The sequence below is a fragment of the Microcystis protocystis FBCC-A270 genome, from assembly GCF_050500235.1.
GTDB lineage: Bacteria > Cyanobacteriota > Cyanobacteriia > Cyanobacteriales > Microcystaceae > Microcystis > Microcystis ichthyoblabe_A.
Window position 1 is genome coordinate 3,356,533 of the sequence record NZ_CP191407.1, and the last position, 24,824, is coordinate 3,381,356.

Annotated in this window: 20 protein-coding genes, 1 tRNA gene and 2 pseudogenes; 15 read left to right on the plus strand and 8 right to left on the minus strand. The window is 41.3% G+C overall.

What is annotated here, in order from left to right; translation table 11 throughout:
• The first annotated feature begins 332 nt into the window (after nucleotides 1–332).
• Nucleotides 333–1,040 carry a ribulose-phosphate 3-epimerase gene (rpe, locus tag ACQY1X_RS16325; protein ID WP_002736739.1) on the plus strand — a complete coding sequence of 236 codons (708 nt, stop codon included), beginning with the start codon at nucleotides 333–335 and terminating at the stop codon, nucleotides 1,038–1,040.
• A gap of 48 nt (nucleotides 1,041–1,088) precedes the next feature.
• Here the strand turns inward: rpe and hisN are convergent, their stop codons facing one another.
• Entirely contained in the window at nucleotides 1,089–1,895 is an 807-nt protein-coding gene (hisN, locus tag ACQY1X_RS16330; protein WP_002738086.1) for a histidinol-phosphatase, read from the minus strand.
• A gap of 379 nt (nucleotides 1,896–2,274) precedes the next feature.
• On the opposite strand from hisN, the gene ACQY1X_RS16335 reads away from it, so the two are divergent.
• From ACQY1X_RS16335 to hypF, 3 genes are read left to right on the plus strand one after another with little or no spacing between them, the layout of a single operon-like run.
• Entirely contained in the window at nucleotides 2,275–2,769 is a 495-nt protein-coding gene (locus ACQY1X_RS16335) for a hypothetical protein (RefSeq protein WP_430014890.1), read from the plus strand.
• Between the two features lie 52 nt (nucleotides 2,770–2,821).
• Nucleotides 2,822–3,496, plus strand: a complete 675-nt coding sequence (locus ACQY1X_RS16340) for a hypothetical protein (RefSeq protein WP_002737425.1) — start codon at nucleotides 2,822–2,824, stop codon at nucleotides 3,494–3,496.
• Between the two features lie 50 nt (nucleotides 3,497–3,546).
• Nucleotides 3,547–5,811: a carbamoyltransferase HypF gene (gene hypF / locus ACQY1X_RS16345; protein ID WP_430014891.1), complete on the plus strand. Its 2,265-nt coding sequence runs from the start codon at nucleotides 3,547–3,549 to the stop codon at nucleotides 5,809–5,811.
• Nucleotides 5,812–5,903: 92 nt separating this feature from the next.
• Here the strand turns inward: hypF and ACQY1X_RS16350 are convergent, their stop codons facing one another.
• Nucleotides 5,904–6,197: a hypothetical protein gene (locus ACQY1X_RS16350; RefSeq protein ID WP_061431498.1), complete on the minus strand. Its 294-nt coding sequence runs from the start codon at nucleotides 6,195–6,197 to the stop codon at nucleotides 5,904–5,906.
• Between the two features lie 365 nt (nucleotides 6,198–6,562).
• Here ACQY1X_RS16350 and ACQY1X_RS16355 point away from each other — a divergent pair, with 365 nt between their 5' ends.
• Both ACQY1X_RS16355 and bchH read left to right on the plus strand, forming a co-directional pair.
• Nucleotides 6,563–8,293, plus strand: a complete 1,731-nt coding sequence (locus ACQY1X_RS16355; RefSeq protein WP_016514758.1) for a diflavin flavoprotein — start codon at nucleotides 6,563–6,565, stop codon at nucleotides 8,291–8,293.
• A gap of 75 nt (nucleotides 8,294–8,368) precedes the next feature.
• Complete coding sequence (bchH, locus tag ACQY1X_RS16360) at nucleotides 8,369–12,034, plus strand: magnesium chelatase subunit H (protein WP_430014892.1); 3,666 nt, start codon at nucleotides 8,369–8,371, stop codon at nucleotides 12,032–12,034.
• 216 nt (nucleotides 12,035–12,250) lie between these two features.
• On the opposite strand, the gene moaC is transcribed toward bchH, so the two are convergent.
• The gene (gene moaC, locus ACQY1X_RS16365; protein ID WP_430013147.1) at nucleotides 12,251–12,751 is read right to left on the minus strand and encodes a cyclic pyranopterin monophosphate synthase MoaC; all 501 of its coding nucleotides are present in this window, start codon (nucleotides 12,749–12,751) and stop codon (nucleotides 12,251–12,253) included.
• Nucleotides 12,752–12,794: 43 nt separating this feature from the next.
• On the opposite strand from moaC, the gene ACQY1X_RS16370 reads away from it, so the two are divergent.
• Both ACQY1X_RS16370 and ACQY1X_RS16375 read left to right on the plus strand, forming a co-directional pair.
• A tRNA-Arg gene (locus ACQY1X_RS16370) sits at nucleotides 12,795–12,868 on the plus strand.
• Nucleotides 12,869–13,159: 291 nt separating this feature from the next.
• A complete protein-coding gene (locus tag ACQY1X_RS16375) occupies nucleotides 13,160–14,473 on the plus strand; it encodes a tetratricopeptide repeat protein (RefSeq protein ID WP_430014893.1) in 1,314 nt (437 codons plus the stop codon).
• A 15-nt stretch (nucleotides 14,474–14,488) separates the two neighbouring features.
• Here ACQY1X_RS16375 and ACQY1X_RS16380 read toward each other — a convergent pair whose 3' ends face one another.
• Both ACQY1X_RS16380 and ACQY1X_RS16385 read right to left on the minus strand, forming a co-directional pair.
• Nucleotides 14,489–14,902 carry a type II toxin-antitoxin system VapC family toxin gene (locus ACQY1X_RS16380; protein WP_002754808.1) on the minus strand — a complete coding sequence of 138 codons (414 nt, stop codon included), beginning with the start codon at nucleotides 14,900–14,902 and terminating at the stop codon, nucleotides 14,489–14,491.
• Nucleotides 14,899–15,150 (minus strand): hypothetical protein, encoded by a 252-nt coding sequence (locus ACQY1X_RS16385; protein ID WP_024970586.1) that lies wholly within the window; start codon nucleotides 15,148–15,150, stop codon nucleotides 14,899–14,901. Before ACQY1X_RS16385 ends, ACQY1X_RS16380 begins: the two co-directional genes overlap by 4 nt.
• A gap of 212 nt (nucleotides 15,151–15,362) precedes the next feature.
• Here ACQY1X_RS16385 and ACQY1X_RS16390 point away from each other — a divergent pair, with 212 nt between their 5' ends.
• Together ACQY1X_RS16390 and ACQY1X_RS16395 are read left to right on the plus strand one after the other, a co-directional pair.
• Nucleotides 15,363–15,719: a type II toxin-antitoxin system RelE/ParE family toxin gene (locus ACQY1X_RS16390; RefSeq protein ID WP_072926009.1), complete on the plus strand. Its 357-nt coding sequence runs from the start codon at nucleotides 15,363–15,365 to the stop codon at nucleotides 15,717–15,719.
• Nucleotides 15,716–16,045, plus strand: coding sequence for a helix-turn-helix transcriptional regulator (locus tag ACQY1X_RS16395; RefSeq protein ID WP_125731189.1), 330 nt, complete (start codon nucleotides 15,716–15,718; stop codon nucleotides 16,043–16,045). Before ACQY1X_RS16390 ends, ACQY1X_RS16395 begins: the two co-directional genes overlap by 4 nt.
• Before the next feature lie 138 nt (nucleotides 16,046–16,183).
• Here the strand turns inward: ACQY1X_RS16395 and ACQY1X_RS16400 are convergent.
• Both ACQY1X_RS16400 and ACQY1X_RS16405 read right to left on the minus strand, forming a co-directional pair.
• A pseudogene (locus tag ACQY1X_RS16400) lies at nucleotides 16,184–16,552 on the minus strand (DUF5615 family PIN-like protein).
• Nucleotides 16,552–16,791, minus strand: a complete 240-nt coding sequence (locus tag ACQY1X_RS16405; protein ID WP_002736820.1) for a DUF433 domain-containing protein — start codon at nucleotides 16,789–16,791, stop codon at nucleotides 16,552–16,554. Before ACQY1X_RS16405 ends, ACQY1X_RS16400 begins: the two are co-directional and overlap by 1 nt.
• Before the next feature lie 288 nt (nucleotides 16,792–17,079).
• On the opposite strand from ACQY1X_RS16405, the gene ACQY1X_RS16410 reads away from it, so the two are divergent.
• From ACQY1X_RS16410 to ACQY1X_RS16430, 5 genes and pseudogenes are all read left to right on the plus strand, one after another.
• A complete protein-coding gene (locus ACQY1X_RS16410) occupies nucleotides 17,080–18,168 on the plus strand; it encodes a tetratricopeptide repeat protein (RefSeq protein WP_430014894.1) in 1,089 nt (362 codons plus the stop codon).
• A gap of 161 nt (nucleotides 18,169–18,329) precedes the next feature.
• Entirely contained in the window at nucleotides 18,330–18,668 is a 339-nt protein-coding gene (locus ACQY1X_RS16415; protein ID WP_002735894.1) for a XisI protein, read from the plus strand.
• A 74-nt stretch (nucleotides 18,669–18,742) separates the two neighbouring features.
• Nucleotides 18,743–18,862: pseudogene (locus ACQY1X_RS16420) on the plus strand (YgiT-type zinc finger domain-containing protein); the annotation flags it as partial.
• 20 nt (nucleotides 18,863–18,882) lie between these two features.
• A complete protein-coding gene (locus ACQY1X_RS16425) occupies nucleotides 18,883–22,629 on the plus strand; it encodes a tetratricopeptide repeat protein (protein ID WP_430014895.1) in 3,747 nt (1,248 codons plus the stop codon).
• Between the two features lie 70 nt (nucleotides 22,630–22,699).
• Complete coding sequence (locus ACQY1X_RS16430; protein WP_272082906.1) at nucleotides 22,700–23,035, plus strand: LPP leucine zipper domain-containing protein; 336 nt, start codon at nucleotides 22,700–22,702, stop codon at nucleotides 23,033–23,035.
• Nucleotides 23,036–23,091: 56 nt separating this feature from the next.
• Here ACQY1X_RS16430 and ureC read toward each other — a convergent pair whose 3' ends face one another.
• A complete protein-coding gene (gene ureC, locus ACQY1X_RS16435; RefSeq protein WP_002735350.1) occupies nucleotides 23,092–24,801 on the minus strand; it encodes an urease subunit alpha in 1,710 nt (569 codons plus the stop codon).
• Between the last annotated feature and the right edge of the window lie 23 nt (nucleotides 24,802–24,824).

A 24,824-nucleotide genomic window follows, 5' to 3' on the forward strand; every position in this document is an offset into this window, starting at 1 on the left:
CTCGATCCCAACTATTCCCATCATGCCTATTTTTAAAGTTTATGATCCAGTTTCGACAAAAAAGTTCGTAAATCTATATTGACAATTACATAAACCTATGCTTCTATGCCGGATGCGGAGGGGTGTGGGGTGTAGGGTGTGGGGTGTGGGTTGTGGGGTGTGGGGTGTGGGGTGTAGGGTGTGGGGTGTGGGGTGTAGGGTGTAGGGTGTAGGGTGTGGGGAGAATAAATAAAAATAATCTCCTGTCTCCTGACTCCTGATCACTGATCACTGATCACTGATTGCTGATAAGATTGTTACGAAAATATAAACACGAAATTCTATAGTTAGCCATGACCCAAAACGGAAGCTCGAAGTCGATCGTTGTCTCTCCCTCGATCCTATCGGCGGATTTTAGTAAATTAGGAGCCGATATCGAGGCTGTGGATAAGGCAGGAGCCGATTGGATTCACGTTGATGTGATGGATGGTCGTTTTGTCCCGAATATCACCATTGGACCCCTGATTGTCTCCGCTATTCGTCCCTATACGAAAAAACCTTTAGATGTGCATTTAATGATCGTGGAACCAGAAAAATATGTGGCTGACTTTGCGAAAGCGGGTGCTGACATTATTTCTGTTCACGCTGAACATAATGCTTCTCCCCACCTCCATCGTACTCTTTGCCAAATTCGCGAACTCGGTAAACAAGCGGGTGTGGTGTTAAATCCCTCCACTCCCTTAGATTTAATCGAATATGTGCTGCATTTGTGCGATTTAGTCCTAATTATGAGCGTTAACCCCGGTTTTGGTGGCCAGAGTTTTATCCCGGAAGTTGTCCCCAAAATCCGTCAATTACGTCAAATCTGCGATGAAAAAGGCTTGGATCCCTGGATTGAAGTGGATGGCGGCTTAAAACCAGCTAATACTTGGCAAGTTCTCGAAGCGGGTGCTAATGCGATCGTAGCAGGTTCGGCGGTATTTAATGCCCCTGATTACGCAGCAGCGATCGAAGGTATCCGTAACAGCAAACGTCCCCAACCTCAATTAGCCACCGTTTAATTGTCGCAGGGGTGGGTTAGCTGTTGATTAATTATCTTGCTATTCGCACTAACCCACTCTGCTGATTTGTTCTAAAACCTGCCGCCATAAACCCGAATTAGAGACGGCTAAAACTTCGCTAGAATCAGCTTGTAGGGGATTACCAGACCAATCGCTAATTATTCCGCCCGCACCTTCAATAATCGGGATTAAAGCACAAAAATCGTAGTATTTCAGGTCTGATTCTAGGATTACCATCGGCATGGCAGTGCAGCCAGTGGCTAACATCATATAGTTATAACAATCACCCCCAAAAGCGGTACGTTTACAGACGCTTTGCAGCTGACGAGCGATCGCTTGTTGTCGTTCTGTGATAAACATTAAGGGAGTGGTGGAGGCTAAACAGGCATTTTTTAAGGCAAGTTCTTGATCTTGACAGTAGGGATTAACAATCATCTGGTTATTATAAAGACTCCCTTTTCCCTTCACTCCTAACCAGCGATCGCCTAAAATCGGTTGATCGACAATTCCTAAAATCGGTTGATTTTCTGCCACTAGGCCGATTAAAGTCCCAAAAATCGGCAATCCCTTGACAAAAGAGGATGTGCCATCGATCGGATCCAATACCCAATAACGACCACTTTGGGAAGGAATATTGGCTCCTTCTTCCCTAATAACCCCATCTTCAGGCAATTCTCGCCGAATAATCGCCACCATCGCCTCCTCAGCTTCTTGATCGGCGATTGTTACTATTGAGGAAACTTGATCGAGTTTTGTTTCGGTTTCTAGATGAGGCTGCCGAAAATAGCGCCGGATAATCTCTCCAGACGCGTCCGCTAATTGATGAGCTAGTTGGATAGTGCGATCAATATTCATCAAGAAAAGTTATCCATACAGGAAAACAATAATATTTATTTATGGGAAAGGGAAGTGGGGAAGTGGGGAAGTGGGGAGATGGGGGATTTAGCGGAAATTTCCCTATCACCCTAAATCCCTATTGCCTCTTGGATAGTGCGATCAATATTCATCAATAAAAGTTATCCATAGTGGAAAACAATAATATTCATTTATGGTAAAGGGAAGTGGGGAGATGGGGGATTTAGCGGAAATTTCCCTATCACCCTAAATCCCTATTGCTGTGTCGAACCTAGAACTATCAGTGGGGAACAGCTTGATTTTGACTCCATAATTAAATTAGTCAACGATCAACTCAATCTCAAGACGAGAAAAAATTAATCTATTAGGAGTTTAGCTGATGACGGCTTTTACGGAAAATGACCTAAAAAGGTTAGAAGATTTGATTATCAATGGACAAAAAGCGATCGAAACTCGTTTAACCTCTCTGGAGAATGGACAAAAAGCGATCGAAACTCGTTTAACCTCTCTGGAGAATGGACAAAAAGCGATCGAAACTCGTTTAACCTCTCTGGAGAGTGGACAAAAAGCGATCGAAACTCGTTTAACCTCTCTGGAGAATGGACAAAAAGCGATCGAGAATAGCATCGGAGAGATCAAAAGAGAAATTCAGGTCTTAGAGATAGGACAGACGGAAATTAAGGGAGAAATCAGGACTTTAGACGCAAAAATCACCGGTTTAAATGAAAGAGTGCAACTCATCGAGGCATCCGTGGGAAAAATTCCCGATTTAGCTGAAAAAATTGGGGAGGTAAAAAACTGGAAACAGATCGGTATATCGATTGTGACTGCTTTTGTGGGTGGGGTAATTGGTTGGTTAATTCGGGGAAAATAAAACTAGGCAATGTAACATAGTATTAAGCATTTGTATATTTTTATTAATTTTTATGGAACAGACAGCTTTAAATCTGATCGCGATTACCGTTTTTTCGATCACTCTTTCCGTATTTGTCACCCCTTTGCTGTCTATTTCGCCTTTTGTCCCCGCTTTAGCTACTTTTAGCCTCTTGGGATTAGTTACCGTTGATACTCTCACCTTTAATAACCGAGGCGTGACTTTACTACTGGATGCTCTTTCTCCCAGTAAACACCGTCAAAGAGTTATTCACCACGAAGCCGGACATTTTCTCACCGCTTATATTTTAGGCATTCCGATCGCCAGTTATAGTTTGACCGCTTGGGAAGCCTTTCGTCAAGGCCAGGAGGGAGTCGGCGGCGTTCAATTTGACCTAGCAGATTTAGAGCAAAAAGTCAAGAACTTTACCGATTTTCCTGCTTTTTTAGAGCGAATTTCTACGGTGTGGATGGCGGGAATTGCTGCCGAAACCTTAGTTTATGGTAAAGCGGAGGGGGGAGAAAGCGATCGATTTTATCTGCAATCGGCCTTAAAATTAGCGGGGGTTCCTGAGAATAATTATGCCCAAAAAGAGCGCTGGAGTTTATTACAGGCAAAAACTCTTTTAGAAAAACAACAGACTGCCTATCAAGCTTTAGTGATAGCTATGGAAAAAAGGACCAGTGTGGAAGAATGCTGTCGGGTGATTAGTGAAAGTTTAGTATAACGGGAAAAGTAATCAGGGATGAATTTGATGATTTCCCCGTTAAATTATTTATGAATAATCAGAGCATTCAATCGGATCAGCGATTAGCTTTAATTGTGCGCGGAGCAGTACAAGGGGTCGGTTTTCGTCCTTTTGTTTATCGATTAGCAACGGAATTAAACCTAACTGGTTGGGTGAATAATACAGCAGCGGGAGTTTTTATTGAAGTTGAGGGCAATCGAGACAAACTAGAAACTTTTTTGACTCGATTATCTTTAGAAAAACCACCTCGATCGCTAATTGAAAATATTGAGACTCAATGGTTAAATCCTGTCGGTTATCAAAACTTTAGCATACGTCATAGCAGCGGCGGTGAAAAAAATACAATTGTTCTGCCCGATTTAGCCACTTGTCCCGATTGTTTAGCCGATATTTTTGACCCGAATAATCGTCGTTATCGCTATCCTTTTACTAACTGCACTAACTGCGGTCCTCGCTACAGTATTATCGAGAGTTTACCCTATGATCGCAGTGCCACAACTATGAGGGGTTTTAATCAGTGTCCCGAATGTCAAAGGGAATACGAAAACCCTCTGGATCGCCGTTTTCATGCCCAACCGAATGCCTGTCCTAGTTGCGGACCCAAAATTAGTCTTTTAGACAGTCAAGGCTCTGTATTAGCGGAAAAAGATCAGGCTTTAATAGCCACTGCTAGAGCAATTCAACAGGGAAAAATTATAGCGATCAAAGGATTAGGAGGATTTCACCTAGTTGTCGATGCAAGAAATACGGAAGCAGTGCAAAAATTGCGACAACGTAAACAGCGACTGGATAAACCTTTTGCCGTGATGTATCCTAATCTTGAGTTAGTGAAAAAGCATGGTTATGTATCTTCTTTAGAATCGCAATTATTGCAGTCTCCTGCTGCGGCAATCGTCCTGATCAAACAAAGAAAAAATTATCTTTCTGCTGCCGTTTCTCCGGGTAATCCCTATCTAGGAGTCATGTTACCCTATACTCCCCTACATCATCTTTTATTAGCAGAATTAGGCTTTCCTATTGTAGCAACCAGTGGTAATCTAGCCGATGAACCTATCTGTATTGAGGAAAAAGAAGCTTTAGAAAAATTAGGAACTATCGCCGATTTATTTCTAGTTCATAATCGTCCCATAGTTCGACCAGTGGATGACTCTATTATCAGGGAAATGGCGGGAAAAGCGATGATTTTGCGGCGAGCGCGGGGATATGCTCCCTTTCCCGTTAAAGTTAATGAGGGAGATTTCCCCCCGATTCTGGCCGTGGGAAGTTATTTTAAAAATACCGTGGCTATCTACCAAAAAAATCAAGTTTTTATTAGTCAACATATCGGCGATTTAGATACAGTTAATGCTGTTAATCATTTTGAAAATATCCTCGATAGTTTAAAAAATTTATACGAGTTTGCACCCGAAGTTATTGCCTGTGATGCCCATCCTGAATATCTAGCAACCAAGTACGCTTATAGTTTAAATTTACCCGTTATTCCCATTCAACACCATTACGCTCACGTTTTATCCTGCATGGCAGAACATCAGCTACAACCTCCAGTTTTAGGGGTTGCTTGGGATGGAACAGGATACGGTTTAGACGGCACAATTTGGGGGGGAGAATTTATCCATATTGCTGCCGATTCTTGGCAGCGAGTCGCCCATTTTAAACCCTGGCCATTACCCGGAGGAGAAAAAGCGGTTAAAGAACCCAGACGAGTGGCTTTAGGATTACTAGAAGTTATGGAAAATACTGATAGGATAAAATCAGCTTTTAGTGAACAGGAATGGTCGATTTTTAGGCAAATGTTAACAAAAAAAATTAATTGTCCTTTAACTTCTAGTGTCGGGCGTTTGTTTGATGGTGTGGCGGCGATTCTAGGTTTATGTTATCAATTAAGTTTTGAGGGACAGGCAGCAATGCAGTTAGAATTTGCCCTTGATGGCATTAAAACGGAAGAGTATTATCATTTTTCTTTATCCTCCGACTCCCCCATAGTTATTGATTGGAATCAGATAATTTTAGGAGTTGTTGAAGATTTAGAAAAACAAGTACAAATCGGCATAATTGCCGCTAAATTTCATAATAGTTTAAGTGAGATTATTGTAGAAATTGCTCAGAAAATAGGCAGAGAAAAAATTCTCCTGACGGGAGGCTGTTTTCAAAATCGTTATCTGACGGAAAGAACAATTAATCGCTTACAAGCTTCGGGATTTCAACCCTACTGGCAGCAAACAGTTCCCACTAATGATGGTGGTATTAGCCTTGGTCAAATTATCGGAGCTTTTTCTCAACTTAAACAGTTCTAGAATAGCCGACAATCTACCTTTTTATTAGGTTATGTCAGCAGCGTTAAAGATAAACCACAGAGACACAAAGAACACAGAGAGCCGATTTTTTTCTAGACTGTTAAACGATGCCACTCAACGATTTTATTGCCTACTTTCAAAATAATTGCTTGACCTAAACCGAGTTCTTGTGTCACATTAACTAGATGGGCGAAATTTTGACGAGTGATTGCTAGTCCCTGCAAACAGGCTAGAAAATCGAGACAGAGAACCGTAGAAAATTCCCAAGTTTGTCGGTAAACACGGCAATTATCCGGTAAAAAAGCCACAAGAGCGCGAAAATGAGTCAAAGCGGCTTTCTCAAAATTGGCGCTAGTGCAGTCAAAAGACGAGTGCTGATAGCTCATAAAAACTTTGCCTGATAGGGAGATAGCAGGGTTTCCCTCAGACTAGCACCTCGCTTCTGGGGATCACGTTCCCTTTAGAATTTCTCAATAGACTGGCAAATCCCCCCAGAGGAGTATCGTTACCCGCGAGCCAATTGCTAGAAGCTAGGTTTCTTCCCAGAGATAGTGTACTGTAGATATTGATGTCCTTCCGGCTGGCAAGATAACCTATAAATTTCCCCACTCGTCCCCAGCGATAAAAGGCTGTATTTAGTCAAAAATCAAGTGTTGACTTTGATGCCAAACTTGCCTAGTAAAAAATGATCACAGCCTCAAGTTGCCGCTTAACTAATTGACTACTTAACTGATAACTGGTAACTAAGATTATGAATAATGCAATTGTCAAACCGAGAGATGTACAAGTAGCACCTATTGCCGTCGATACTTTTGTCTTTCGTTCCCGCACTTGGGACCGGTTAAAATTCGAGATCGAATATGGATTACAAAAGGGAACTACCGCCAATAGTTATCTGATTAAAGGTGAAAAAGTCGCTCTTTTTGATCCACCGGGGGAATCATTCTCGGCTATATTTTTAGAGGCTTTAACTAAAAGAATCGATCCGAAAACTATTGATTATATTATCCTCGGTCACGTTAACCCCAATCGTGCCGTCACCCTCAAGGCACTTTTAGAAATCGCGCCTCAAGTCACTTTTGTTTGTTCTAATCCGGGGGCAATTTCCCTGAAAAAAATTCTCGAAACCGAAGCATTAAATCTGTTGGTTGTCAAGGGGGAAGAAATATTAAATTTAGGAGCAAACCATCAATTAGAATTTATACCCACTCCGAACCCCAGATTTCCCGATCAACTCTGTACCTACGACAGCAAAACCGATATTCTCTACACCGATAAATTATTCGGAGCGCACGTTTGTGGCGACCAAATTTTTGATGAGGGTTGGAGCGTTTATAACGAAGATCGGCGTTATTATTTCGATTGTCTCATGGCTCCCTATGCCAGCCAAATTAGCAACGCTTTGGAGAAATTAGCCGCTAAATCGCCCTTATTTTATGCTGTTGGTCACGGCCCTCTGGTGCGTTACGCGATGCACGAATTGACCCTTTCCTATCAACAATGGTTGGCAGTACAAAAGTATCAAGAGTTGACAATCGCCCTGATTTATGCCAGTGCCTACGGCAACACGACCACCCTCGCTCAAGCGATCGCCATGGGGATCACGAAAGCGGGAGTAGCAGTCACGGCGATTAATGCCGAGTTCGCTGAACCGGACGAGATCAAAACGGCGATCGAAAAAAGTGTCGGTTTTATCTTTGGTTCCCCCACTTTGGGAGGACACGCACCGACTCCCATCCAAACCGCCTTGGGGATTACCCTAGCAAATGGCGATAAAAGCAAGCTGGTGGGAGTTTTTGGCTCCTACGGTTGGAGTGGGGAAGCGGTCGATCTTTTAGAAGGTAAATTCCGGGATGGCGGTTATCGCTTCGGTTTTGAGCCAATTCGGGTTAAATTTAAACCCACGGAGGCAATTTTAAAGACCTGTGAGGAAGCAGGAACCGATTTCGCTCAAGCAGTCAAAAAAGCTCGCAAAAGCAGACAACCGAAAACTAATGTTAACCAATCCCAAAGCGATCGGCGATCGCAGGCTCTGGGCCGTTTGGTGGGTTCTCTCTGTATCGTCACCTGCGAATTGGGGGAATTGCGCGGCGCCATGTTAGCCTCTTGGGTGTCGCAAGCGACGTTCACCCCCCCCGGATTGACTATTGCCGTGGCGAAAGAACGAGCGATCGAGTCTCTGCTTTATAGTGGTACGCCTTTTGTCCTTAATATCCTCCAAGAAGGTCAACATTTGGCTTTAATGAAACATTTTCTTAAACCTTTTTCCCCCGGAGAAGATCGTTTCGCTAATATCGAAACCACTAAAGCTGAGAACGGTGGGCCGATTCTGGCCGAAGCGCTCGCTTATCTGGAATGTCGGGTGGAACAACGAATGGAGTGCGGTGATCATTGGCTGCTTTATGCGATCGCAGAAAAAGGCAAGGTTTTACACCAGGGTTTAACCGCTATCCATCATCGCAAATCCGGCAGTTATTATTAGTTTGTCGTTATGATCATTTCAGGGGGTGTTTTCAGGCAGGATAACCCACCCTGATTGGTCTAAAAATATATTCTTATGAAAAGCATTGTTTTAATTGTTGGCTTTGAAACCTTTAACAGTAATTTGTATCGGCAATCGGGCCTGTTGGCTAGTTCTAAATGTCCCGATTTAGAGGTAAAAGTATTCAGCGATAAATCCTTGACTAGCGAACCGGAAATAGTCGAGCAAGCTTTAGCCACTGCCGACGTTTTTTTTGCTAGTTTGATCTTCGATTACGATCAAGTTACTTGGCTGCGGCAACGAGCGGCAGAGATTCCGATTCGCTTAGTTTTTGAGTCTGCTTTAGAGTTAATGAGTTTAACCCGTTTGGGAGAATTTGCCATCGGGGATAAACCAAAAGGAATGCCAAAACCAATTCAATTTATCTTGAGTAAATTTTCCAGTGGCAAGGAAGAAGATAAGTTAGCTGGTTATCTCAGTTTCCTCAAAACTGGTCCGAAACTGCTGAAATTTATTCCCGCTAAAAAAGTTCAAGATTTGCGTAATTGGTTAATTATTTACGGTTATTGGAATGCGGGAGGAACCGAAAATGTTGCCGCTATGTGTTGGGTAATTGCCCAAAAATATCTAGGATTAAAAGTACAGGAAATACCCGAAGTTATTGAAACTCCCAATAAGGGACTATTACACCCAGATTATCAGGGTTATTTTCTCACTCCCCAAGAATATTTGACCTGGTATAAAAAAAATAAATCCCTTGATAAACCAGTGGTGGCGCTGCTGCTTTATCGGAAGCACGTTATCAGTAAACTACCCTATATTAATCAATTAATCCGTCATTTTGAAACGGCTAATTTAATTCCCCTACCCGTGTTTATTAACGGAGTGGAAGGTCATACAATTGTTCGGGATTGGTTAACCACAGACTACGAAATTCAGCAAAGAAAAAAAGGAATCATTGAAACTCCTTCTTTAAGTGAAGATGCGGTGACAGTAGATGCAATTGTCTCGACGATTGGCTTTCCTTTGGTGGGAGGTCCTGCGGGTTCTATGGAAGCAGGAAGACAGGTAGAAGTGGCTAAACGAATTCTGTCCGCTAAAAATATTCCTTATCTTATCGCTGCCCCTTTATTAATTCAAGATATTTATTCTTGGACAAGACAGGGAATCGGTGGTTTACAGAGTGTGGTTTTATACGCTTTACCAGAATTAGACGGGGCAATTGATACAATTCCTCTGGGGGGATTAGTCGGGGAAACTATCTATTTAATCCCCGAAAGATTACAGCGTTTAACTGGACGTTTAAATAGTTGGATTAAGTTACATAAAACCCCTCCGCAAGAACGCAAAATAGCCATCATTCTTTATGGATTTCCCCCGGGTTATGGGGCAGTTGGTACGGCAGCTTTATTAAATGTTCCCCGGAGTTTAGTTAAGTTTTTACAAGCTTTGCAAGCGCAGGGTTATAATGTGGGAACAATTCCCGAAGACGGGGAAGAAATTATTCAAAAAGTTAAATTTGCCGATGATGAAAATCTCTCTAAACAAAATCGTTTATCGATAGAAACTTTAGAAAATTGGCTGGGTTATCTGTTAACTTCTCGCATTGAAAAACACTGGAAATCTCTGAAAGATGCGGGGATAAAAACTATTGGCGACCAGTATCATTTAGGGGGAATTGAGTTAGGTAATATCTGGATTGGAGTGCAACCACTTTTAGGAATTGCTGGGGATCCGATGCGGTTAATGTTTGAAAAAGATTTAACTCCTCACCCTCAGTATGCGGCCTTTTATCAGTGGTTACAAAAAGATTTTAAGACCGATGCGCTCGTTCATTTTGGTATGCACGGAACTGTCGAATGGCTGCCCGGTTCACCCCTAGGAAATACTGGTTATTCTTGGTCAGATATTTTATTAGGAGATTTACCGAATTTATATATTTATGCCGCTAATAATCCCTCGGAATCTATCCTAGCTAAACGTCGCGGTTATGGGGTGTTAATTTCCCATAATGTGCCTCCCTACGGACGAGCAGGATTATATAAAGAATTGATGATTTTACGAGATTTGATTGCCGAGTTTCGAGAAAATCCTGAGAAAAATTACGCTTTAAGAGATAGTATCCTGCAAAAGATTATTGATACAGGTATCTCTAAAGATTGTCCTTTTCTGGAAGCAGAAAAACAGGGAATAGAATTCACTTTAGAAAATGCCAAATTATTTAGCCGCTATGCACTAACCGATTATTTTGTCAAGGTGTATAATTACCTACAAATCGTCGAACAAAGACTATTTTCTTCGGGTTTACACACTCTAGGAACTGCTCCCAATCAGGAAGAATTAAAAGGTTATCTTGACGCTTATTTCACCGATTTATCTGAGCGAGAATTTCAGCGAATTATCGCTGATGAAGCAACCAATGAAAAGCTTAAAGAAGGCATTGCTATTAAAAATTTATTAGGACAAAATAGCGAAGAATTAACTAATCTTTTGCGGGGATTAAATGGGGAATATGTACCACCGGCACCGGGGGGTGATTTACTCCGGGATGGTGCGGGAGTTTTACCCACAGGACGCAATATACACGCTTTGGATCCCTACCGAATGCCTTCCCCCGCAGCCTACACGCGCGGACGAGAAATCGCCAAAAAACTGCTACAACAAAACTTAACCGAAAAAGGAAAATATCCCGAAACTGTAGCAGTTTTACTCTGGGGATTAGATGTGATTAAAACTAAGGGTGAATCCCTGGGTATTCTCTTAGAATTAGTCGGTGCGGAACCAGTCAAAGAGGGGACAGGAAGAATTGTCAGGTATGAATTAAAACCTCTAGGAGAAATTGGACACCCGCGCATCGATATTCTGGCTAATTTATCGGGAATTTTTCGCGATACTTTTATCAATATTATCGAGTTATTGGATGATTTAATGCAGCGGGCAGCTGAGATAGAAGAATCGGAAAATGATAATTATATCCGTAAGCACTATTTAGCCTTAAAAAGTCAAGGGATTGACAATGCCAGCGCTCGTTTATTTTCCAATCCTGCTGGGGATTTTGGCTCTTTAGTTAATGACCAAGTAGTGGAAGGAAATTGGGACAATGACAACGAATTAGCGAAAACTTGGGAAAAGCGTAATGTTTTTAGTTATGGTCGTCAAGATAAGGGACAAGCGCGGCCAGAAGTGCTACAACAGTTATTAAAAACCAGTGAAAGTATTATCCAAGAAATTGACTCGGTAGAATACGGTTTAACCGATATTCAGGAATACTACGGCAACACGGGAGGATTAAAATTAGCCGCAGAAAAACAAAGCGGTAAACGGGTAATGACAAGTTTTGTCGAGAGTTTTTCCAATGATACAACTCCCCGCAAATTAGAGGAGGTTTTGCGCTTAGAATACCGCAGTAAATTACTCAATCCTAAATGGGCCAATGCCATGGTTAATCAAGGTTCCGGTGGGGCCTACGAAATCTCCCAAAGAATGACCGCTTTAATTGGTTGGGGCGGTACGGCTAATTTTAGTGACGATTGGGTGTATGATCAGGCAGCCGATACCTACGCTTTTGATGCAGAAATGGCGGAAAAATTGCGTCAAGCTAATCCCGAAGCTTTCCGTAATATTGTCGGTAGAATGTTAGAAGCACAGGGTCGCGGTTTTTGGCAAGCAGACCCCGACAAATTAGAGAAATTACAGGAATTATATCAATTGACCGATGAAAAGTTAGAAGGGGTTACTTAGGGTTTGCTGAATAAATCTAAAAACCTTCTTGGATAATATCTTTAGGCTTTTTTGAAATCAACAAGTGCCAGCGATTGGAGTCAGGTACTTTTTCCCCGAAAATTAGGTAATTGACTCCCTGAAAATTGGTACAACCCCACACCCTACACCCCACACCCCACACCCCACACCCTGACACCAGGAAAAACTTTTTGCCGCAAACCCTACTTAGAGTTTTCATCGCAACAGGGAATCCTTGTGATAATCTGATTTTCCTCCTGTTTTACTCAGCAGACGGATATTTTCAATCAGGATTGATTTTTCTAACGCTTTAGCCATATCGTATAAAGTCAAGGCTGCCACAGATACCGCCGTTAAAGCCTCCATTTCTACCCCAGTTTCCGATTTTGTCACCACTTCTGCGCGAATTTCGTAACCGGGTAACTCTGCTTTCGGGATAATCTGAACATTGATTTTTTGCAGGGGTAAGGGATGGCAAAGGGGAATTAAGGAGGAAGTTTGTTTGGCCGCCATAATTCCCGCTAGTCTGGCCGTCCCTAAAACGTCACCTTTAGGCGCATTTCCCTGTTCTATGGCTTCAAAAGTCTTTTTTAGCATTCTCACTTGTCCTAGGGCGATAGCAGTGCGTTTAGTGGGCATTTTCTCCGATACATCCACCATCTGGGCCTCGCCTTGGCTGTCGAGATGAGATAATTTTTCTTTACCCTCTTGCGTCATTGAATGAACCTGTGCTATAGTAGTTTACTGTTGAGAAAAACAAGGGCTTGTAGCTTAGTGGATTAGAGCGTGTGGCTACGGACCACAAGGTCGGGAGTTCGAGTCTCTCCAAGCCCGTTAGATACAATGGCATATACTACAGGAATTAGGGACCTATGGTTCCTAGTTTCTTTGGTTTTTTGCCCCATCTTCCCACTTTCCTATACTTTTTAAACAGGATTTAGTATCAGCAGCCAGTTTTGCTGGAGTATTTTTTACCCTCAAACAGTGAAAGAAACTAAACTTTTAGGATTGTATAATACTAAATCTGGTTATTAAAAACTGATTATTTATTCCCCCTTTTGCCTTTTGCCTCTTGCCTTTTGCCTGTCCTTATAAGTAACCTATGCTCAACGGATTTAGTATAATATGAATTCTCCTGCACCTGTGCCGACACCCTTTCAAGTTGCTTTAGAGCGTTACCAGAATGCTCTAAATTATTTAGATACTTCTCATAATAAATCTCTGAAAAAAGCACAGGCTTTAGAAATTATTACCGCCAGAGATGCTCTTCAGAAACGAATGGAAGCCGAGGCGGAAATTTCGGTTGATATGTGGTCAAAATTAATCGAACAAGATAATAGATTAAAACAGAAGAGTTACAAAATTACTCAAGTTATTGACTTAGCTGAATATCGGGAGACTTTACCTATGTCTGCTCAGGCTTGGTGGTGGCATTTAGAAAGTAGAGAATCTCTGCATCCTTGCAATCGCTTTGATTGGCTATGGAGAATCGGTAAACTGGTTTTATTAGGGGTTAATTTTACATTAATCGGAACGATTGCTACTCGGTTTCTTAGTGGTGGTTCAGGTTTGCCAGAAATAGGGGGTGTTATTTTTTCGACTTTCATTTCTTTATTACAAACTGAAAATGCTCTCACACGGACGCGCCAGAAGGGTTTTGTTAAGTTAATGAAATTTCTTGGGATTGCTGAACATTGGTATGAAGAAATACAGTTTTCTGTAACAGTAATAGTCTTTGCTTTTCTCTTGGGAATTTATCTAAATTTCTCTTGGTTTTCTGAGTTTTATAAGCAAGAAGGAAGCCATTTACAATCTCCTCCGCCAGCAAGTCAAGAACTTCCCAATTTAGCCTTAGCAGAAGAGAAGTATTTAAAAGCGATTGAGTTAGATCCAGATAATTTAGATGCTCATTATAAGTTGGCAACACTTTACGAAGAGTTACAGGATTTGACTAATGCGAAAAAACACTATTTAATCGCGGCAAAAGGTGGTTTTATAGATGCTTATAATAATCTCGCTTATTGGTATCTGCGCGATAATAAGAATGCAGAAGCAGTAGAGTTACTGGAAAAAGCCAAGAGATTATTAGCAGAAAAAGATGAAAAACTAGACCAATTTACTGAAGAGGAGAAACGCAATTTAGCAGTACAAAAATATAGTATTTATAAAAATCTAGGCTGGGCCAGATTTAAGCAAAATCGCAGTGAAGATGCAGTTCCTAATCTTTTAGTTGCTATTGGTATCGCTGAAAATCCAGCTTATCAGAAATTTATCCGCAATCCCGGTGCTGCTTTTTGTATTTATGCTCAACTTTTAGAAAAACAAGATAAGAAATTATCTCAGGAAAATTGGCGTAAATGTCTTAATTTAGCCGAAGGGAGGATAATTAATACAGAGGAAGAACAATGGTTATATGAAGCGAGAAAAAAATTAAAGTGAAGTAAAGTTTAGTGACTATTCTCTGAGTAATGCGCTAAATCCTTCTTGCTGAAAATGCTTATCAAAGGTTAAGATTTCATTGATTTCCAGTTGTCTCATAATCTGCATGGAAGCACAATCAGTTAAACTGTAACCTTTATCTAATCGTCTTTGATAAAAATCAAAAGCCTGCTGAAATTGTTCACTGGTTTGGGGAATGATTATGGTTTTGCTGTCATTGCGTAAATCATGAGTTAGACGAATAGCTGATTTACGCAAAAATTCCCCTCTACTGCATAAAGCATTGAGTAATTCTGTGAGAACCATTTCACTGGTAACACCTCTAAAGTTACGGAGTCGTCCTGTCATAGCTGTAGCTAATGGATTAAGATTATCGCCAAAATCAGCAAGAGCCTGTAAATAGGATGTATCTAAGAAAATTGTTCTCATTCTTCCTCATCTTCTCTCGGTGCGCCGTACATATAGTGTTCAAAATTACGCGCAAAGTCTGTAGGTAAGTGTTTTCGCCATTCTGATTGGGGAACAACTTTACCAATCTCAACAATTCTTTGCCAAAAAGGTTTTTTGCGAAATTCAGGGTCATTTTCTAGTGCATCCCATTTAGCATCGAGTTCTTCCATTGATAACTCAGGCTCTTCGGATGTGTTAGAGGTTGAATGATTGTTTAAGTTAGTCATGATTAAAGGTTCCTTAGTGATAATAGGTTACTTTTATCATAGCATTTTCGAGTTGGAGCGAGGTACGGAGATTATCGAGGGTAATTAACCACAGAGACACAAAGAACACAGAGATTATTCACCGATGTTATAATTTATAATGATGATGGCAAGAGAGCCGAATGTTTAACTGAAAGCTTGACATTATTTTATGTACAGACTATATTATAGTTATGGAATGGAATATTATATTTGATCCAGATTTTAGGTTCTGGTTTTATCAACAAGAACAGGGACTTCAAAATGAAGTATTTGCTGTTTTAACTGTATTGATGAAACTTGGACCAGCACTGGGGAGACCACGAGTTGATACCATTGAAGGATCTTCTTTTAAGAATATGAAAGAGCTTCGTATTCAGTATAAAGGTGAACCTTGGCGTGTTTTATTTGCCTTTGATCCTCATCGACAAGCAATTTTACTTGTTGGGGGGAACAAGTCAGGTAACAAAAGATGGTACAAAGAAAATATTCCTATAGCAGATCAACGTTATCAAAAATATCTGGAAAAACTTAAGGAAGAAAAGTCATGAAAGAATATACCAACTTCTCGGAAGAATTTAATAAACTTTGTGGAGAACGACAAGCAATTATTAAAGCAAGAGCTTCCCAAATTTATCTGGAGGAACTTACGCTTAAGTATTTGCAGGAAAAACTAGGTTTATCTTTATCAGAATTGGCAAAGTATCTTGAAGTACAGCAATCAATAGTACCTAAACTTAAACAAGAGCAAAATCTAGAGCTAAATACACTGCGCGAAGTAGTTAACGCCTTAGGTGGAACTGTCGAAATTATTGTCAAAATTCCCAACAAAGAACCTATAATTATTGGTGACTATTCAGAAACGAAGTGTAATTAACCACAGAGACACAGAGGACAGGTAGATTATTTGCCAATGTTATAATTTGTACTCAATAATAAAGGTGTTCGCTTTTGGAACACAATATTTAAGATGGAATTAACGGGAAGACTCCATGAACGCTATAAAGCAAAAATCTTAAATTGGTAAAAGTCTAATCCGAAAAATACGATCTGTCACTGACACAATTGCTCCCGTCTTTAATGCTTTTGTACAATCTCGTAAAACTATAGTTAAACGCTGATTAATTAGATTGTAGTTTTCATTGCCTAAACGGAATAGGATGACACTTGGTAAATTATCACCACTAATAGCGAGAAGTTGAGAAAAATCTAGATCGACAGTTAAAATTATCCGCTTTTATCTTTTTGCTTTGGCAAGAATTTCCTGATCAGATAAAGTTTGTAAGCCTTCATCTCGAAGATAAACGACATCATAAACTTGTTCTCTTAACCATGAGACTGTACGCAGAGAAATCCCCATATCGGCTAGAAACTCTATCTCCATTACTCGATTAATTCAAAATGATGAACTTGTTCTCTGGCTAACCAAGAAGCATATAATAAACATTGGTGAATATCTTCTCTTTCTAGGTCAGGGTATTCTTCTAAGATTTCCTCTATCGGCTTTTCGTTAGCAAGTAGATTAAGAATTAAAGAAACAGGAATACGCATTCCTCGAATACAGGCTTGACCTGCCATAATTTTGGAGTTAAAAGTAATTCGGTCTAATTGTTTTAAGGTCATATAGTTTCCAGAAATATGAAGATGATACCTGTGGTAATTTTATTATAGCTAATTCTATAGTTGCGAGTGGAAGTGGGAAATTACTCCTTCAGTGAGGGTGCAAAGCTTGTCTCCAACCCCATAGGGAAGATTAGGGAATGGTGAGGTTTTAAGTTGTAGTAGTATAGTATAACAAGTTAGACGAGAAAACGGTTTTTTTAAAAAAACCCGTTTTCTGAAATCGCACCGGATTATGACTAAAGTTCAACAACGAACCTAATTAAAGCCAAACCCCAATTGATTCAACCCATGAATAAATTTCTCAAACTCTTTACCCCCATTTCCCTGATATTAATTACGGTAGGATTTCCGGCGGCGACTTTTAGCAACACTGTTGGAGTTAACACAATTTTTCAGGTAAAAGGGAAAGTTACCGTTAAAAAACCACAATGGAAAAAAACCCTTCCCGCTTCTGTCGGACTTACCCTCAGTTTTGATGATAAGTTAGAAGTGGCAGCTAACGCTTCCGTTAAGGTTTATTGTAGTAATCTCAAGCAGTGGACGGTTAAAACAGGAAAGTATATTGTTTCTAGTGGCTGTCCTCGGGGAAATCCTGTGATTTCACTTCCCAATAGTAATAATCTTACCATCCGTCCAACAGGAAATAAAGAGAAAGTTTTAGCAAAATTACCTTACCTAATTACTCCCCGTGAAACGAATATTATTACCAATCGTCCTTCACTGCGGTGGAATGCTGTTCCGGGTGCAACTAATTATACTATCAAAATAGATGGGGTTAATTGGGAAACGCAGACAAATAAAACTGAGATAGTCTATCCCGGTGAACCTCCTCTGGAAGCAGGAAAGCGATATCGAGTAACAATAAAAGCTGATAATGGTGCGTCTTCTAGACGTGATGATGAAAACGTCGGGTTTACAGTATTAGATGAACAGACGAAGAAAACGGTTTTAGATGCTGTTAAAGCTGTTCAACAGCAGCAATTATCCCCGGAGGAAGCAGGGTTAGTTTTAGCGCATCTTTATCGAGGTTATGGGTTGTATGGGGATGCGGTTGAGGTATTAGAAGGATTGGTGAAGCAAAATAGTCAGGTTGCTACGGTTTATCAACTGTTAGGGGATACTTACCTTAAGATGGGTTTACCTCAGTTGGCAAAAAAACCTTATGAAAAGGCGTTAAAACTGGCAACAAATACGCAGAATTTGTCAGTGCAAGCGGAGATACAAGCGGGTTTAGGAATAGCTTATCGTATCTTGGGAAATAAGAATGAGGCGATACAGTGGTTAACCAAGGCGAAGGGGACTTATAATCAGTTAGGGGATACTTCGCAGGTTCAGGAATTGGCTAAAACAATTAATGAAATTTTAAAGAGGGAGTAAGGATGGAAGTTATAGCACTCCCGTAGGGGCGAAGCATTCGGGCAATAACCTATCGCTGAAACCGTAGATTTCTTATCCGAATGCTTCGCCCCTACAACTTATTTGAAATTACTATAAATTATGGATAATGGCTACTACTTTTGTACGGAGGTAATTACACAATGGATAAAGATAAACTCATAAAATATCGTCAAGCAGTGCAAAATTTGTTAAGTCGCTATGTAGCAGAAGATGTTACCGGTGAAGACGTAGAAGTACAATTAATATTTGATGTGGAACGGGATCATTATCAGTGGATGAATGTAGGATGGGAAGGTTTAAAACGAGTTTACCGCTCGATTGTTCATTTTGATATTCGTGATAATAAGATTTGGCTACAACAAAATTTAACGGAATTGAATCCAGCAGAGGATTTAATTTCAATGGGTGTTAAGAGGGAGGATATTGTTTTGGGACTGCAACCACCTTATAAACGGCCTTATACTAATTATGGTACTTAAAACAAATTCTCCTTGTCCCCTTGTTCCAAGGCAAAGCCTTGGAACACAATATCTAAGGCTCTGCCTTAAAGTAATGCTATAACTGTGGTGAGGTTGTTTTTAGTAGTGAAACAGCAGAAAAAATCAGAATTTTACTACAGCACAAGGCTCAACCCGACAAATCTATTCAAGTTGATGTTTTTGCCTATCAATAAACTCTAGGGATAAAAAACCAATGAAAGTATCAATCAAATCAGGGATAGCGGTTGTCGTCATTACCGGGATGATGGGATTATCGGGAGTCATGTTAAACCCAACGGTGGGACAGGTGATTTCTCAGGTTTCACCGCAAGATAAATTAGCCGAAGCAGAGAGGCTAACTCAGCAAGTTATTCAATTGTATCAGCAGGGGAAATATAACGAGGCGATTCCTCTAGCAGAACAAGCTTTAGCTATCAGGAAACAACAATTAGGAGACAACCATCCCTCTACCGCCACCAGTCTCAACAATTTGGCTGCACTTTACGAGTCTCAAGGAAGATACAGCGAAGCCGAACCCCTCTTAAAACAAGCTTTAGCTATCAAGAAACAACAATTAGGAGACAACCATCCCGATACCGCCATTAGTCTCAACAATTTGGCATTACTTTACAAATCTCAAGGAAGATACAGCGAAGCCGAACCCCTCTACAAACAAGCTTTAGCTATCAGGAAACAACGATTAGGAGACAACCATCCCTCTACCGCCTCCAGTCTCAACAATTTGGCTGCACTTTACGAGTCTCAAGGAAGATACAGCGAAGCCGAACCCCTCTACAAACAAGCTTTAGCTATCAGGAAACAACAATTAGGAGACAACCATCCCGATACCGCCACCAGTCTCAATAATTTGGCAGGACTTTACGAGTCTCAAGGAAGATACAGCGAAGCCGAACCCCTCTACAAACAAGCTTTAGCTATCAGGAAACAACAATTAGGAGACAACCATCCCGATACCGCACAAAGTCTCGGAAATTTGGCAGGACTTTACGAGTCTCAAGGAAGATACAGTGAAGCTGAACCCCTCTTCAAAGAAGCCTTAGCTATCAGAAAACAACAATTAGGAGACAACCATCCCTCTACCGCCACCAGTCTCAACAATTTGGCATTACTTTACAAGTCTCAAGGAAGATATAGCGAAGCCGAACCCCTCTTAAAACAAGCATTAGCTATCCATAAACAACAATTAGGAGACAACCATCCCAATACTGCCGTCAGTCTCAACAATTTGGCAGGAGTTTATCAGTCTCAAGGAAGATACAGTGAAGCCGAACCCCTCTACAAACAGGCTTTAGCTATCAGGAAACAACAATTAGGAAACAACCATCCCGATACCGCCGCCAGTCTCAACAATTTGGCAGCACTTTACAAGTCTCAGGGAAGATACAGCGAAGCCGAACCCCTCTTAAAACAAGCCTTAGCTATCATCAAACAACAATTAGGAGACAACCATCCCTATACCGCCACCAGTCTCAACAATTTGGCATTACTTTACGAGTCTCAAGGAAGATACAGCGAAGCCGAACCCCTCTACCAACAGGCTTTAGCTATCATTAAACAACAATTAGGAGACAACCATCCCGATACCGCCACCAGTCTCAACAATTTGGCAGGACTTTACAACTCTCAAGGAAGATACAGCGAAGCCGAACCCCTCCACAAAGAGGCTTTAGCTATCAGAAGAAAACAATTAGGAGACAACCATCCCGATACCGCCACCAGTCTCAACAATTTGGCAGGAGTTTATCAGTCTCAAGGAAGATACAGCGAAGCCGAACCCCTCTACCAACAGGCTTTAGCTATCAGGAAACAACAATTAGGAGACAACCATCCCGATACCGCCACCAGTCTCAACAATTTGGCAGCACTTTACAGAGTTCAAGGAAGATACAGCGAAGCCGAACCCCTCTTCAAACAAGCTTTAGCTATCTTCAAAAAACAATTAGGAGACAACCATCCCAATACCGCCACCAGTCTCAACAGTTTGGCTGCACTTTACCATTCTCAAGGAAGATACAGCGAAGCCGAACCTCTCTACAAACAAGCCTTAGCTATCTGGAAACAACAATTAGGAGACAACCATCCCCTAACCGCCACCAGTCTCAACAATTTGTCAGAACTTTACAGAGTTCAAGGAAGATACAGCGAAGCCGAACCCCTCTACAAACAAGCTTTAGCTATCCATAAACAACGATTAGGAGACAACCATCCCGCTACCGCCACCGGTCTCATCAATTTGGCTTTATTTTACCAGTCTCAAGATGATATTCCTCAAGCAATTAATTATCTCAGCCAAGGACTTGCAGTAGAAGAATACAACCTCTCAGAAAATTTAAAAATGGGGGATGACAAGCAAAAACAAGATTATATGGCAAAGGTTTTAGGGAGGACTGATGTGGTGATTTCCCTCAATCTTCAAGCTGCACCCAATAACCCAGAAGTAACCCGTCTCGCCTTGAAAACTATCTTAGAACGCAAAGGACGAATTTTAGATGTTTCAACCAATAGCTTACAAATTCTCCGACAACGTACTGATGACCCCGAAAGTCAACAATTATTAACTCAACTGATTGAAGTTCGGACTCAACTATCTAACCTGACTTTTAAAAAGCCTGAAGATATTAAAAACACAGAAATTTACCGTCAACAACTTGACGAAGTTACCGAAAAAGCAAAAGAAATAGAGGGTAAAATCGGTGTTCGTAGTGCCGAATTTCGTAGCCTATCCCAACCCATTACCCTGGAAGGTATTCAAAAACTAATTCCTGCTAATGCTGCTTTAGTTGAAATAGTCCGCTATCAACCTTATAATCCTAAAAATGATAGTTTTGGCATTCCTCGCTATGCTGTTTATATTCTCTATCCTAATGGTGACATCAAAGCTAAGGATTTAGGGGAAGCTAAACCGATTGAGGACAAATTAATTTACTTTCGTGACAATCTTGCAGACGCAGAAACTCCTATTCCTCAACTGCAAAAATCAGCGCGTCAACTTGATGAGACATTGATGCAGCCTATCCGTCAATTATTAGGCAATACTAAAACAATTCTGCTTTCTCCTGATGCTGCACTTAATTTAATTCCCTTTGAAGCATTAGTGGATGAAAATAATCAATACTTAGTGGAAAATTATCATATTACCTATCTCACTTCTGGACGGGATTTACTGCGTCTTAAAGATAAATTTGCTAGTCAACAATCTCCGCTTATTGTAGCTGATCCTTTCTACGGTAAAGCAGGGGAAAAAGTCGCTCTCACTCGTTCCATAGACCTGTCTGAGTTTACTTTTCCCGGTCTTCCGGGTACAGAACAAGAAGCTAAAGCGATTAAAAATCTCTTACCTCAAGCCACTGTTTTAACTGGTTCTCAAGCCACAGAAAACGCCGTCAAACAAGTTAAAAAACCGAATATTCTCCACATCGCTACCCATGGTTTTTTTAAACCAGAAAGCAATTTGAGTGAACGCAATCCGGGCGAACGCAATTCGCCCCTACAAGGTGAACGTAATGTGATTGAGAATCCTTTATTGCGTTCTGGGTTAGTTTTAGCAGGAGTTAAAATCGGTCAAAGTGCAGGAGATGATGGGGTTTTAACTGCTTTAGAAACTACCAATTTAAACTTAGTCGGAACCAAATTAGTTGTGCTTTCCGCTTGCGATACGGGGAGAGGAGATATTAAAATCGGTCAGGGAGTTTATGGATTGCGCCGCGCTTTAGTTATAGCAGGTAGTGAAAGCCAATTAATTAGCCTTTGGAAAGTATCTGATGACGCGACTAAAGATTTAATGGTCGCCTATTATGGACGCTTACAAAAAGGAGAAGGACGCAGTGAAGCTTTACGACAAATTCAACTAGGAATGCTCAAGGGTGAGAAGCAAAAACATCCTTTTTATTGGGCCAGTTTTATTCCTTCTGGTGATGCCACTTCGATGCAATTTGACTGATTAAGGGTTAGGAGTTAAACTTAGGGGTAAAATTATTGGTATCACAAACAATTACTAGGAGAGTCACACAATGGCAACATTTACAGAAAACGACCTCAAAGAATTAAAAGACTTTATTGTAGGACAATTCAAAGAAGTTAATGACAAAATAGACAAGTCATCTGAACAACTTAATGGCAAAATAGACAGATTATCTGAACAACTTAATAGCAAAATAGACAAGCTATCTGAAGAAGTGAATAACTTAAGAGTTGACCTAGCAAATATTAAAGGAGAATTAACAGGCGTGAATAAACGACTAGATAACTTGGAATTTACTAATCGAACCATCTTTGTTGCTATTGTTACTGCACTAATGGCAGGATTAGTTAAGTTATTTTTCCCAAATTTTCCTACTAATCCTTAACTGTGATTCAAAAAGAAAACGGATTTTTTGAAAAAACCCGTTTTCTGAAATCGAATTCAAAATAAGAAATAGCGCTGGGCCATGGGTAAAACCGTAGCGGGTTCACAGATTAATAATTCCCCGTCAGCACGCACCTCGTAGGTTTCGGGATTAACTTCCATGCGCGGTAAAGCGTCATTTAGCTTCATACTAGCCTTACTGATATTGCGCGTATTCGACACGGCCACGGCGGTTTTTTTCAGCTTTAACTTCTCAGGGATGCCCGCTTTCATAGCATATTTAGAAACAAATGTCAAGGAAGTTTTGGCGATCGCACCACCAAAAGAGGCAAACATGGGACGCATATAAACCGGTTGCGGTGTGGGAATACTGGCATTAGCATCGCCCATTTGCGCCCAGGCGATTAAACCGCCTTTCAGGACAATTTCCGGTTTTACGCCAAAAAATGCCGGTTTCCAGAGAACCAAATCGGCTAATTTGCCCACCTCGATGGAACCGACATAATCGGAGACACCATGGGTAATAGCAGGATTAATCGTATATTTAGCAATATATCGTCTTGCCCGCAGATTATCATTCTCTCCCGTTTCCCCGGTCAGTCTGCCTCGTTGTACCCGCATTTTGTGGGCAGTTTGCCAAGTGCGGATAATTACTTCCCCCACCCGTCCCATAGCTTGAGAATCGGAGGAAATGATGCTAAAAGCCCCTAAATCGTGGAGAATATCCTCGGCAGCAATAGTTTCGCGGCGGATGCGGGATTCAGCAAAAGCCACATCTTCGGGAATACTCCGGTCTAAATGATGACAAACCATCAACATATCGAGGTGTTCCTCTAAGGTATTCGTCGTATAGGGACGCGTGGGATTAGTAGAGGAGGGTAAAACGTTCATTTCCCCGCAAACCCTGATAATATCGGGAGCATGACCACCGCCGGCCCCTTCCGTGTGGTAGGTGTGAATGACCCGATTTTTAAAAGCGGCGATAGTGGCCTCGACAAAACCGGCCTCATTGAGAGTATCCGTATGAATCGCCACCTGCACATCGTACTTATCGGCCACGCTTAAACAGGTATCAATGGCTGCCGGAGTGGTTCCCCAATCTTCATGGAGTTTTAAGCCAATTACCCCCGCTTTTACCTGTTCCGCTAGTCCTTCCGGCTGACTGCTATTGCCTTTACCCAAAAAACCCAAATTCATCGGGAAAGCTTCGGCCGCCTCTAGCATTCGATAGATGTTCCATTCTCCCGGGGTGCAGGTGGTGGCATTAGTTCCCGTTGCAGGTCCGGTCCCGCCACCAATCATCGTGGTAATCCCCGACGCAATCGCTGTCTCAATTTGTTGGGGACAGATAAAATGAATATGGGCATCAATCCCCCCTGCTGTCAAAATCATCCCTTCCCCGGCTAATGCCTCGGTAGCAGGACCGATAATAATATCGACATTATCTTGAATGTGGGGATTACCCGCTTTACCGATTTTATAAATTTTGCCGTCTTTAATGCCCACATCGGCCTTAACGATGCCCCACCAGTCGAGAATTAAGGCATTAGTAATCACTAGATCTACCGCCCCATCTTCCCTAGAAATGGGGGATTGGCCCATCCCATCGCGAATTACTTTACCGCCGCCGAATTTTACCTCATCGCCGTAGGTGGTGAAATCTTTTTCGACTTCGATAAATAATTCCGTGTCTGCCAGGCGAACTTTATCTCCGACGGTGGGGCCGTAGGTTTCAGCATAGGTGCGGCGATCGATGCGATAATTCATAGGGGGAATTCTTGAAAATCGAG

Coding starts and splice junctions, on each gene's coding strand:
- rpe (WP_002736739.1), top strand. CDS start 333: ATGACCCAAAACGGAAGCTCGAAGTCGATCGTTGTCTCTCCCTCGATC.
- hisN (WP_002738086.1), bottom strand. CDS start 1,895: ATGAATATTGATCGCACTATCCAACTAGCTCATCAATTAGCGGACGCG.
- ACQY1X_RS16335 (WP_430014890.1), top strand. CDS start 2,275: ATGACGGCTTTTACGGAAAATGACCTAAAAAGGTTAGAAGATTTGATT.
- ACQY1X_RS16340 (WP_002737425.1), top strand. CDS start 2,822: ATGGAACAGACAGCTTTAAATCTGATCGCGATTACCGTTTTTTCGATC.
- hypF (WP_430014891.1), top strand. CDS start 3,547: ATGAATAATCAGAGCATTCAATCGGATCAGCGATTAGCTTTAATTGTG.
- ACQY1X_RS16350 (WP_061431498.1), bottom strand. CDS start 6,197: ATGAGCTATCAGCACTCGTCTTTTGACTGCACTAGCGCCAATTTTGAG.
- ACQY1X_RS16355 (WP_016514758.1), top strand. CDS start 6,563: ATGAATAATGCAATTGTCAAACCGAGAGATGTACAAGTAGCACCTATT.
- bchH (WP_430014892.1), top strand. CDS start 8,369: ATGAAAAGCATTGTTTTAATTGTTGGCTTTGAAACCTTTAACAGTAAT.
- moaC (WP_430013147.1), bottom strand. CDS start 12,751: ATGACGCAAGAGGGTAAAGAAAAATTATCTCATCTCGACAGCCAAGGC.
- ACQY1X_RS16375 (WP_430014893.1), top strand. CDS start 13,160: ATGAATTCTCCTGCACCTGTGCCGACACCCTTTCAAGTTGCTTTAGAG.
- ACQY1X_RS16380 (WP_002754808.1), bottom strand. CDS start 14,902: ATGAGAACAATTTTCTTAGATACATCCTATTTACAGGCTCTTGCTGAT.
- ACQY1X_RS16385 (WP_024970586.1), bottom strand. CDS start 15,150: ATGACTAACTTAAACAATCATTCAACCTCTAACACATCCGAAGAGCCT.
- ACQY1X_RS16390 (WP_072926009.1), top strand. CDS start 15,363: ATGGAATGGAATATTATATTTGATCCAGATTTTAGGTTCTGGTTTTAT.
- ACQY1X_RS16395 (WP_125731189.1), top strand. CDS start 15,716: ATGAAAGAATATACCAACTTCTCGGAAGAATTTAATAAACTTTGTGGA.
- ACQY1X_RS16405 (WP_002736820.1), bottom strand. CDS start 16,791: ATGACCTTAAAACAATTAGACCGAATTACTTTTAACTCCAAAATTATG.
- ACQY1X_RS16410 (WP_430014894.1), top strand. CDS start 17,080: ATGAATAAATTTCTCAAACTCTTTACCCCCATTTCCCTGATATTAATT.
- ACQY1X_RS16415 (WP_002735894.1), top strand. CDS start 18,330: ATGGATAAAGATAAACTCATAAAATATCGTCAAGCAGTGCAAAATTTG.
- ACQY1X_RS16425 (WP_430014895.1), top strand. CDS start 18,883: ATGAAAGTATCAATCAAATCAGGGATAGCGGTTGTCGTCATTACCGGG.
- ACQY1X_RS16430 (WP_272082906.1), top strand. CDS start 22,700: ATGGCAACATTTACAGAAAACGACCTCAAAGAATTAAAAGACTTTATT.
- ureC (WP_002735350.1), bottom strand. CDS start 24,801: ATGAATTATCGCATCGATCGCCGCACCTATGCTGAAACCTACGGCCCC.